The sequence below is a fragment of the Vibrio sp. 10N.222.55.A1 genome (assembly GCF_041473835.1).
Lineage (GTDB): Bacteria > Pseudomonadota > Gammaproteobacteria > Enterobacterales > Vibrionaceae > Vibrio > Vibrio crassostreae_C.
In genome coordinates this window covers 95,397-106,481 of record NZ_JBFRSX010000037.1, presented here as the reverse complement: position 1 = coordinate 106,481, position 11,085 = coordinate 95,397, and the positions used below count along the sequence as shown (strand labels likewise).

Genomic DNA, 11,085 nt, shown 5'->3' with positions numbered 1-11,085 from the left:
CCGCGATGAACCTTTTTTATTTGTTGCTTCTAGAGTTGACGGGGTAACTATGAGTTTTCGCTCAGTAATGTACTGCTCTAGGAGTTGTTTGAATGTAGTTTTTGGTGAGGGTGAAGTGTTTTGTGATTTTGTCGGTTCTATAGTTATCTGACTGGAAGGCTTTAGCCTTTCTTTTTGGTTGTTTTCTTCATCAAGTATCTTATCTAGTTGTGAAATTCGATCATGACAATCATCGATGTTCATTTTAAGAATCGATATTCTAGCTTGCTGAGCTATCAAGAATATATTGGTTAACGCTTGTTTTGTTTGAAGGATAAGTAAGCTTGATTTAGAAAAGTCATACTCTATCCGGTTCAATTCCGCAGCGACTTGTTGCTCTATAGTACGTGACGTATCAAATATATCTTCAGACAGACTTACTAAGGTATTCAGTTCTTTCGAGGAATAGCTGTTTTGCAGTTTAAGGGCTTTGATATCATTCATTAGAGATGCTAAACGCTCTCTTGCATGTAATGACATTGGCTCTAAGGCGTTGTTAATCTTCATTTTAACAACTCTAGCATTAGCTTCGATTAGCTGATTTGCTACCCTATCGTTAAATGGTTTGGTACTTCTATTCATAATCCTTTGCCGAATATCCATTTCGAGTTTAAGCGACAGTAATGTGGCTTCTTTTTTGTCTGATGTTCTAAGTGAACGTTTTATTTCAGTGCGATTGTCAAAAAGTGACCGATATAAAAAAGGCACTTGGTATCGAAAATACCAAGTGCCTGTTTTAGATAGAGTTAAGTATTTCATTTTAGTACCATAAGCTAGTACAAACTGATTAAAACTTAACCTTTTTAGATGTAATTCATTGTATTATAACAATAAATCAATAATTGGTGGAGCTGGCGGGAGTTGAACCCGCGTCCAAAAATCATTCATCATTGGTACTACATGCTTAGTCGATCTTTAATTTCACCAGCAACCTGCGAACCGACACGCTAGTTAAAGGCTAACCTGAATTATAATTCGCGCTTTTCCTCTCAGGTGGGAGAAGCCACGCTAGCTAGTTTGGGTTTGATCTCTTATTGGTCCCCGTCTTACGAGCGGAAGCTAGGGTAAGAGAGCTCTGAGCAGGTTATTAAGCTGCTAGTGCGTAGTTTTCGTCGTTTGCGACTATTTTTTTGCGGCTTTTAACGTGGCCAACCGCCCCACGGCATGCACCTCAGACTTCAAAATTCCTGTCGAATCCTAAATCAGCCCCAAGTGTTATTTGCATAGTACCAGAAAAGCTTACCCTGTCTAGCACTGTGCGTTTAAGTGCTTAAAATTAACGCAAATTACTCTTCATAATTCGTGCTTTATCTCTCGCCCAATCTTTTTCTTTCATATCAGTACGTTTATCGTGCAGCTTTTTACCTTTCGCTACGCCAACTTTAATCTTCGCCCAAGAGCGAGACCAGTAGAGTGCGGTTGCGACAAGCGTCATGCCTTCACGGTTAATACGACCGATAAGGTTGTCGAGTTCTTTTCTCGACATTAATAGTTTACGGATACGTGTTGGGTTCGCCACGATATGAGTACTCGCTTGAGTTAGCGGAGTAATCGTCATACCACTGATGAATGCTTCGCCATCTCGGATGTATACGTAGCTTTCTGCGATATTGGTTTTGCCTTCACGTAGGGATTTTACTTCCCAGCCTTGTAGCTCAAGCCCCGCTTCTATCTCATCATCGATGAAATATTCGTGGCGAGCTTTCTTATTAAGCGCAATGGTATTACTACCGGCTTTTGATTTTGATTTATTCTTTGCCATAATGGCCTCATTATACGGAATGCGCCCTAGATGGGGAATCCTTTTTATTTGCGCTCTGGCCCAATACAATTAAAATTGCAGTTTGTGTTAATGTAACGCTGTCTTTAACAGGAGTCTATATGCCAAAGGTTACTCGTTCAGCATTAGTGTCGTTTAGTGCCGACCAGATGTTCAGCTTGGTCAATGATGTTGCTCGTTACCATGAGTTTTTGCCAGGGTGTTCTGGTTCGCGTGTGATCGAATCTTCAGATTCAACTATGGTGGCTTCGGTTGATGTCTCTAAAGCTGGTATCAGCAAAACATTTACCACATCGAACCGTTTAGCGGATGGTGCTGAGATTTTGATGGAGCTGGTGGACGGCCCGTTCAAAAAGCTGCAGGGTGGTTGGTACTTTACTCCGCTCGACGAGCAAGCTTGTAAGGTTGAACTTAAGCTAGAGTTTGAATTTTCTAGTCGAATGATTGAAATGGCATTTGGCAAGATTTTCAATGAACTGACAAGCAATATGGTCAGTGCTTTTACTCAACGAGCGAAACAGGTTTACTAAGCCATGACTATTGAATCAGATATGATCCACGTAGAAGTTGTGTTTGCGCTTCCACATGAGCAGCGTGTATTTACCTTAGTGGTAAATAAGAACGCGACCGTTGAAGAGATTATTGCGCAGTCTGGTGTTTTAGAGTTGTATCCAGAAATCGACTTGGCGAAAAATAAAGTTGGCGTATACAGCCGCAACGTTAAGTTAGATGCAACCGTTCGAGATAAAGATCGTATCGAAATTTATCGAGCACTGTTAGCCGATCCAAAAGAAATTCGCCGTAAGCGTGCTGAACAAGCGAAAGCGGCGGCTAAATCGTAATACCAAACAAATTTGAATGATAAAGAAGCTCGCATTAGCGAGCTTTTTTTCATCTGTTTGTTAGACAATACAGTCTACAGTCTCATTTGTTAGCAGATATTAAAAAGCCTGCTCATATGAGCAGGCTTTTGCGATTCTTGCTTTTGACTGGAAAGCTTTGTTAGTTGAAAGCTAGCGAAGGCTTTCGAAGAATTCATCACTGGCTTCAAAATCACCATTGATCGTCACTAAGGTGCCCGTTGCATCAAAGTTAACAACAAGATTTTTTTGAATCGAGTCTTCATGGCCTTTTGTGTGGTGGTAAATGTAGTACCACGTATCTGGGTAGCCATTTTCGATAAGCATAGGTGAGCCCATAACGTAACGAACTTGTGTTTTTGTCATGCCAAACTTGAGCTGATCGACAGCTTCCTGTTCAACATAGTTACCCTGATTGATGTCAATTCGATAAACCAACTTCTCTAATAGAGAGCAACCGGTCAACATTGTTAGTGCAAGTGGAACTGCAACTAACCACTTTTTAATTCGCATAGTTTGAGATCTTTCTTCGCTAAAATACTGCCTGATAATAAACAAGCTCCAGCAAGAAGTAAAAAGCTCCTTGCGCTTTGAGCTTGTTATGACTGGCAATTTTGAATTAAGTTGCAAAATTGCCAAGAATTTTCGGTAAATTATCAGAAAGTTGCTGAATATGTAACCTATGCTGCGATTAATAACTCTTTTGCATTGGCAAGCGTCGATTCGGTAATCTGGCTGCCACCAAGCAGTCGAGCAAGCTCTGAAACGCGTTGTTGCTCATCAAGCGTGTGCATTTGAGTCTCGGTTTTACCTGATTTCGTGTTCTTCGCTACAAAAAGTTGTTGGTGACCGCAACCGGCAACTTGAGGTAAGTGAGTCACGCACATAACTTGTGTCGATTCGCCCAGCTTACGTAGCATTTTTCCGACAACCGCAGCGGTTGGTCCACTGATACCCACATCGACTTCATCGAAAATCAGGCTTGGTGTATCCACTTTTTGCGCTGTGATCACCTGAATCGCTAATGAGATTCGTGATAACTCACCACCAGAGGCCACTTTCGCAATCGGCTGCATCGGTTGGCCTGGGTTGGTCGAAACAATGAAGGTCACGTTATCCATACCCAATGGAGAAGGGTGTGTGTTGGTGTTGTTCACTTCAATGGCAAACTGCGCTTTTTCCATGCTCAGTTCGTGCATGCTTTGCGTGATCAGCTTGTTGAGCTCTTTTGCGTAACGAGTTCGAGATTTATGAAGCTTCTCTGATTTAGCAACGAACGATTGGTATTGGTTTTCCACCTCGTTTGCCAGTTCTTCTAATTTTTCATCAGAGCAATCAAGCGCTTCAACTTGTTGTAGTAAGTCTTGATGGTGCTTATACAGCTCTTCAGGTAACACGTGGTGTTTACGAGACATCGACATCACTTTAGAGAAACGCTCTTCAACGTAAGCCATACGACCTGGATCGACATCAATGCTGTCTAGGTAGGTTCTTAATTCGTTGTTGGTCTCTTCGATCTGAATAATGGCTTCAGAAAGCAAGTTCGGTAACTCGGCCAATCTTTCATCTAGCTCAGCTAACTGAATTAAGGAGTTATTGGCCGATTGCAGAATACCAAGCGCATTAACTTCTTCGCCTTCATAAATAAGCTCGATAGCTTGCTGACAGGTTGTGGCCAGTTCTCCGCTATTGGAGAGGCGCTTATGCTCTTGTTCGAGGTCTTCATATTCTTCCTCCCCAATAGACAGCTCATTTAACTCTTTGATTTGGTATTCAAGAAGTTGTTTTTGAGCTTGGTTTTGCTGGCTATTCTCACGTAACTCTTTTAAGTGGTTATCCGCTTGTCGCCATGCTTGGTAAGCATTACGTGTCGATTTCAATAGGTTCAAGTGGCCTGCGTATTGATCAAGCATGGCCATTTGATAATCGCTTTTCATCAACTGGTGATGCGCGTGTTGACCATGGATGTTGATCAACAGTTGTCCAAGTGATTTCAATTGCGAAAGAGGGACAGGGCTACCGTTGATGAATGCACGAGAACGACCTTCTTTTGAGATGGTTCTGCGCAGGATGCACTCACTGCCATCAAGCAATTCGTTGTCTTCTAACCAGCGGGTTGCATGCAGATTGTTCTCAAGTAAAAAAGCGGCACTGACTTCGGTTTTTTCTTCACCTTGTCGAACCATTCCTGCATCGGATCTTCCCCCAAGACATAAGCCTAAAGCATCGATAGCGATAGATTTACCCGCACCAGTTTCCCCGGTGATTGTTGTCATGCCTTTAGATAGTTCTAGCTGTAAAGACTTAACAATAGCGAAATTATTAACACTTAAATGAGCCAGCATTTTTATTTACCTGTATAACTGAACAATACTGTATATAAGTTCAGTATATACTGTTTCTTTATACAGTAAAGTCGACAGGTGAAAATTTTTTGCGACCGTTATCAGAATTGAGGTTGTTCGTAGATCACTGAAACCGCTATAGATTCCCAACTCAGTCGTTCCTCCCTCTTGGGAGTGGAGGTATAAGGAACTGCAGAGAAGCTAGAGCCGACGGGCTTTTACTGGCAATAAAAAGGCTGACGAATGTCGTCAGCCTTTCAAATTTTCGGTTACCACTGGAGCGTTTATTCTTTTAGAACAGCTTACTCGACCAACCTAGTTTGTTACGTAGAACATGGTAGTAGTTGTAGTCTTTAGGATGGATCAACTTAAGTACATTCGGGCTTTGGTAAATGTGGATCTCATCACCAGGAGAAACAGGCAGTGAGATTTGACCATCGCAGCTCACCTCCTGAGTTCCACGGTTATCAGGCGATACGATAAGCTTAATACGACGCTTGCCATCCACCACTAATGGGCGGCTTGAAAGGGTATGCGGGAACATTGGCACGAGTGAGATAGCATTTAGGCTTGATGACAGGATAGGGCCGCCGCCGGAAAGCGAGTAGGCGGTAGAACCTGTCGGTGTTGAGACGATTAAGCCATCAGAGCGCTGTGAGAAGGCGAAGCTGTCATCGATATATACTTCGAACTCGATCATGTGAGCAACTTGGCCGGGGTGCAGTACAGCCTCATTAAGGGCTGCATTGTGGCTTTTTATCTGGCCGTGACGATGAATTTCCGTTTCAAGTAAGAAGCGCTCTTCTTCCATGAACTCGCCTTTGAGTACATCAGTAAGCGCACTCTGGAAGTTTTCAGGGTTGAGATCGGTTAGGAAACCAAGATTGCCTCGGTTAACACCAATCACTGAAATGTCGAAACGTGACAAGATTCTAGCGGCACCGAGCATATTTCCGTCACCACCGACCACAATAGCGAGATCGGCGCGTTTACCTAATTCAATCAGGCTAGAAAAATGTTCTTTTGGGATGTCGTCCAAAATAGTGGCGAGTCTGTCATCAACAAACACTTGATAACCCTCAGCACTTAACCACTGATAGAGCTCTCTATGAGTCTGAATTGCTTGCTGATCTCGAGGTTTACCGATAATGGCGATGACTTCAAATGGCTTTTTCATAACGTTTCCAAACGAATTAGGCTTGAATCAAAATTCTTCATCCCCATAATAAAGGCAAGTTGAACGTCTATGCGAGTGTTTTATATCAATTTGGGGCGCAAACACGCCTGTCACTTGCATTGAAAACGAATTCTGGAGATATCATGAGCAACGAAGAAAACAAAGTAACTGAAGCAGAGCTAGATCAGATCATCGCTGAAGCTGAGAAAGTTGAAGAAGCTGAACTGAATGAAGACGCTGCTGATGAGCAGGAAGCAAAAATCGCTCAACTGGAAGCTGCACTGCTTTCTAGCGAATCTAAAGTGAAAGAGCAGCAAGATTCTGTTCTTCGCGCGAAAGCTGAAGTTGAAAACATGCGTCGCCGTAGCGAACAAGAAATTGATAAAGCGCGTAAATTCGCTTTGAACAAGTTTGCTGAAGGTCTGCTTCCTGTAATCGACAACCTAGAGCGTGCAATGCAAGCGGCAGACGCTGAAAACGAAGTGGTTAAGCCACTGTATGAAGGTGTTGAGCTAACGCACAAAACGTTCGTAGACACAGTTGCTAAGTTTGGTCTCAAAGAGATCAACCCTGAAGGTGAAGCGTTCAACCCTGAATTCCACCAAGCGATGTCTATCCAAGAAAGCCCAGATCACGAATCGAACACGGTTATGTTTGTGATGCAAAAAGGCTACGAACTAAACGGTCGTGTGGTTCGCCCAGCGATGGTTATGGTTGCTAAGTAATGACGAATTACGTTGCCAAGTGATTGACTGGTGCATTGACTGAGTTAGTCGCAGCGACAAAATAAATCACTGGTTTGCGTAAAATAAAAAGAGAGGTATAGGCCTCTCTTTTTTTGTGCCTATAACTTGAGAGTCCACGTAAATAAGCATCAAAACCGCATTAAGAATGTCGTTCTTTTTATTTCATTCAGATCAGCGATTTAGAGTTTTGTGTTATGAAACTTGTTGTGATTGAGTAAATGTTTTGATGTCACATTTGTGATGTTTTTGTAAATAAATACTTTTAATTGTTATCTTTGTATGTAAAATCCACTGCCATATAGCGATTTTGGTCGCATATATAACTATAAAAGTACAAATTTCAAACACAACAAACTGGAGAAGAACGATGGATAAATCGCTCTCAAGTAAAATTTTTGTAGGCTTGTTCGCCGGTCTACTTATTGGTACTGCTATTCAGTACCTATTCAGCGGTATTGCTATTTTTGATACGTATCTACTTGGCGCTGCCGAAGGTGCTGGTGGTATGTTCGTATCACTTATCAAATTGCTTGTAGTTCCTCTTGTTTACGTATCTATTGTTTGCGGTATTGTTGAGCTAAAAGATATTCGTTCATTTGGTCGTCTTGGTGGTAAAACCTTTGGTCTTTACATTATTAACACCATCATCGCGATTTCAGCAGCGCTAACGATTGGTCTTATTTTCCAACCAGGTGCAGGTGCGAACCTTGCGGGTACGGTTTCTGAGACAATTGCGCTTACAACAACTGAAACACCAGACATCTTCTCTCTTGTTGTTAACATCGTTCCTAGCAACCCTGTAGAAGCGTTCGCAAGCGGCGACATGCTACAAATCATCTTCATGGCAATTTTGACAGGTCTTGCTATTCAAGCGCTTGATTCTCGTGGTGGCCCAGCTATCAAGACATTCAAGATGGCTAACGAAATCATGATGAAGCTTATCGGCCTAGTAATGAGCTTGGCGCCTTACGGTGTATTTGCTCTGATGATTCAACTGGGCGCAACACTGGATGCAAACACGTTAATGTCAGTTGCTGGCTATGTAGCGCTTGTTGTAGCGATGCTTGTGTTCTGGATCTTCTTCTTCTACCCAATGATGGTTGGTTCATTCACTGGTATTTCTCCAAAGCAGTTCCTACGTGCAACTCGTGAGCAAATCCTTTTCTCACTATCGACTGCAAGCTCGAACGCGACGATTCCAGTAACAATGCGTACTCTGACGGACAAACTAAACGTATCTAAGTCAGTGGCAGGTTTCGGTGTACCACTAGGTGCAACAATGAACATGTCTGGTGTATCTATCTACATCGCACTAGCAACTATGTTCGTAGCAAACGCATTCGGTCAGCCAATCAACACTGCTGATATCTTTACTCTAGGTCTAACTATCTTGCTACTTTCTATCGGTGCTGGTGGTGTTCCTGGTGGTGGTGTGGTTATGGTCGGTGTTCTATTGCACCAACTAGGTTTGCCACCAGAAGGTCTAGCGATTGTTGCTGCTGTTGACCGTATCTGTGACATGTTCTGTACTTCTTCTAACGTTGTTGGTGATACTGCGGTTAACACTATCGTAGCGAAATCTGAAAACGAAATCGGCGTTGAAGCTAACGAAGAAGCTGAGCTAAAGAAAGCAGAAGCATAATTCAGAGACTCTTTCCGCTATAGATTTAATCTGAGCTGAAACCCTGAGTAGATAAACGGAGCCCAAGTGGCTCCGTTTTTTATTGGGTGAGAAGGTCACTTTATCTACTTTTACTCAACAAACGATAGTGCGGCCTTAATTGTTGTGTGAGGGAGCCTCTTTGAGAGCCCGTTTACAGAAACAAGACTTTGCTACAAGAAAGGATAGTCGAGGGTGAATAAACCCAGTTATGGGACTTATATAGGCGGTAATGATATGTATTCGTGCCTAATCATTCCTTTTATTAAAATAAATGTAAAAAAATCCATTTTCACCCTTGAAAAGGCTTCGTGAGCCCTTATCTATGGTGCATACGAAAGCAAATTACATTTGCACTTAAATTTTGTGTATTAGGGTTGAATCCCTGATTACCGCCCCCCACATATGTGGGTATAGCAAAAAACTAATATAGATTATATTTCGGAGATAGCCTGATGGGTCGAATCATTGGTATTGATTTAGGTACTACTAACTCTTGTGTTGCTGTTTTAGACGGCGACAAACCACGCGTACTAGAAAATGCTGAAGGCGAACGCACAACAGCATCGGTAATCGCATACACTGACGGCGAGACGCTAGTTGGTCAACCTGCGAAACGTCAAGCCGTTACTAACCCTCAAAACACGCTATACGCAATTAAGCGTCTAATCGGTCGTCGTTTTGAAGATGAAGAAGTTCAACGCGATATCGAAATCATGCCTTTCAACATTGTTAAGGCTGACAACGGTGATGCATGGGTTGAAGCGCAAGGCCAAAAAATGGCTGCTCCTCAAGTATCTGCTGAAGTTCTTAAGAAAATGAAGAAAACAGCTGAAGACTTCCTAGGCGAAGAAGTAACTGGCGCAGTAGTAACTGTTCCTGCTTACTTCAACGATGCTCAACGTCAAGCAACGAAAGATGCTGGCCGTATCGCTGGTCTAGATGTTAAACGTATCATCAACGAACCAACTGCTGCTGCTCTAGCTTACGGCCTAGACAAGCAAGGTGGTGATCGCACTATCGCTGTATACGACCTTGGTGGTGGTACATTCGATATCTCTATCATCGAAATCGATGAAGTAGAAGGCGAGAAGACTTTCGAAGTTCTTTCAACTAACGGTGACACTCACCTTGGTGGTGAAGATTTCGATAACCGCATGATCAACTACCTAGTAGATGAGTTCAAGAAAGAGCAAGGTATCGACCTTAAAGCTGATCCACTAGCAATGCAGCGTGTTAAAGAAGCAGCAGAAAAAGCGAAAATCGAGCTTTCTTCTACTACTCAAACTGACGTAAACCTACCTTACGTTACTGCTGATGCGACTGGTCCTAAGCACATGAACATCAAAGTGACTCGTGCGAAGCTTGAGTCTCTAGTTGAAGACCTAGTTCAACGTTCTCTTGAGCCACTAAAAGTAGCTCTAGCAGATGCTGACCTATCTGTAGGCGAAATCACTGACGTTATCCTAGTTGGTGGTCAAACTCGTATGCCTATGGTTCAAGCTAAAGTAACTGAATTCTTCGGTAAAGAGCCACGTAAAGACGTGAACCCTGACGAAGCTGTTGCAATGGGTGCTGCTGTTCAAGGTGGTGTACTAGCTGGTGACGTTAAAGACGTTCTACTACTAGACGTTACTCCTCTATCTTTCGGTATCGAAACGATGGGCGGCGTGATGACTAAGCTTATCGAGAAAAACACAACTATCCCTACTAAAGCGGATCAAGTGTTCTCTACAGCTGAAGACAACCAAAACGCAGTAACTATCCACGTTCTTCAAGGTGAGCGTAAGCAAGCGACTTACAACAAGTCTCTTGGTCAGTTCAACCTAGAAGGTATCCAACCAGCACCACGTGGCATGCCACAAATCGAAGTAACATTCGACCTAGATGCTGATGGTATCCTGAACGTATCTGCTAAAGATAAAGCAACAGGTAAAGAGCAGAAGATCACTATCCAAGCATCAGGCGGCCTGTCTGAGGAAGAGATCGAAGCAATGGTACAAGAAGCAGAAGCTAACAAAGAAGCGGACAAAAAGTTCGAAGAGCTAGTAACTGCACGTAACCAAGCTGACCAAATGATTCACGGCACTAAGAAGCAAGTAGAAGAAGCTGGTGAAGCTCTACCTGCAGACGAGAAAGCTAAAATCGAAGCGGCTATCACTGCACTAGAAGAAGTTAAGTCTGGTAACGATAAAGAAGCTATCGACGCTAAAGTTCAAGAACTGATGCAAGCAGCTCAAAAGCTAATGGAAATTGCTCAACAGAAAGCTCAAGCTGAACAAGCTGGTGCTGACGCTGGTGAACAACCTAAGCAAGACGACGATGTTGTAGACGCTGAGTTTGAAGAAGTTAAAGAAGACAAAAAATAATTTCGTCGCAGAGTAGCCTGATTTCGTTATCGGAAGTGTCCACCTACTAACGTAGGCTCCGCGCTTCCACTTAGGACTCAAGCTATCTGCTTAGAAATTTGTCTCAAAG

The 11,085-nt window shown here is 42.8% G+C and carries 10 protein-coding genes and 1 other RNA gene; 5 read left to right on the top strand and 6 right to left on the bottom strand.

Annotation, left to right across the window (positions count from 1 at the left end):
• The 3 genes from AB4493_RS13015 to smpB form a co-directional block, all read right to left on the bottom strand.
• A partial coding sequence (locus tag AB4493_RS13015; RefSeq protein WP_372155115.1) for a DUF6538 domain-containing protein occupies positions 1-798 on the bottom strand: 798 nt, incomplete at its 3' end.
• A gap of 84 nt (positions 799-882) precedes the next feature.
• Positions 883-1,249: a transfer-messenger RNA gene (gene ssrA, locus AB4493_RS13010) on the bottom strand.
• Between the two features lie 66 nt (positions 1,250-1,315).
• Positions 1,316-1,801 (bottom strand): SsrA-binding protein SmpB, encoded by a 486-nt coding sequence (gene smpB, locus AB4493_RS13005; RefSeq protein WP_004735156.1) that lies wholly within the window; start codon positions 1,799-1,801, stop codon positions 1,316-1,318.
• A gap of 119 nt (positions 1,802-1,920) precedes the next feature.
• Between smpB and AB4493_RS13000 the strand changes: the two genes are divergently transcribed.
• Entirely contained in the window at positions 1,921-2,349 is a 429-nt protein-coding gene (locus AB4493_RS13000) for an SRPBCC family protein (RefSeq protein WP_017106599.1), read from the top strand.
• Positions 2,350-2,352: 3 nt separating this feature from the next.
• Positions 2,353-2,661, top strand: a complete 309-nt coding sequence (locus AB4493_RS12995) for an RnfH family protein (protein WP_016796754.1) — start codon at positions 2,353-2,355, stop codon at positions 2,659-2,661.
• A 171-nt stretch (positions 2,662-2,832) separates the two neighbouring features.
• Here AB4493_RS12995 and bamE read toward each other — a convergent pair whose 3' ends face one another.
• From bamE to nadK, 3 genes are all read right to left on the bottom strand, one after another.
• Positions 2,833-3,192 carry an outer membrane protein assembly factor BamE gene (gene bamE, locus AB4493_RS12990; RefSeq protein WP_010438918.1) on the bottom strand — a complete coding sequence of 120 codons (360 nt, stop codon included), beginning with the start codon at positions 3,190-3,192 and terminating at the stop codon, positions 2,833-2,835.
• 167 nt (positions 3,193-3,359) lie between these two features.
• Positions 3,360-5,024: a DNA repair protein RecN gene (gene recN, locus AB4493_RS12985; RefSeq protein WP_017059862.1), complete on the bottom strand. Its 1,665-nt coding sequence runs from the start codon at positions 5,022-5,024 to the stop codon at positions 3,360-3,362.
• A gap of 292 nt (positions 5,025-5,316) precedes the next feature.
• On the bottom strand, positions 5,317-6,201 hold the full coding sequence (nadK, locus tag AB4493_RS12980; protein WP_017066747.1) for an NAD(+) kinase: 885 nt from the start codon (positions 6,199-6,201) through the stop codon (positions 5,317-5,319).
• A gap of 143 nt (positions 6,202-6,344) precedes the next feature.
• Here nadK and grpE point away from each other — a divergent pair, with 143 nt between their 5' ends.
• The 3 genes from grpE (at position 6,345) to dnaK (ending at position 10,976) form a co-directional block, all read left to right on the top strand.
• Positions 6,345-6,926 (top strand): nucleotide exchange factor GrpE, encoded by a 582-nt coding sequence (gene grpE / locus AB4493_RS12975; protein ID WP_017069543.1) that lies wholly within the window; start codon positions 6,345-6,347, stop codon positions 6,924-6,926.
• Between the two features lie 388 nt (positions 6,927-7,314).
• Positions 7,315-8,589 (top strand): dicarboxylate/amino acid:cation symporter, encoded by a 1,275-nt coding sequence (locus AB4493_RS12970; RefSeq protein WP_102333754.1) that lies wholly within the window; start codon positions 7,315-7,317, stop codon positions 8,587-8,589.
• A gap of 473 nt (positions 8,590-9,062) precedes the next feature.
• Complete coding sequence (dnaK, locus tag AB4493_RS12965; RefSeq protein WP_017059868.1) at positions 9,063-10,976, top strand: molecular chaperone DnaK; 1,914 nt, start codon at positions 9,063-9,065, stop codon at positions 10,974-10,976.
• Positions 10,977-11,085: the final 109 nt, after the last annotated feature.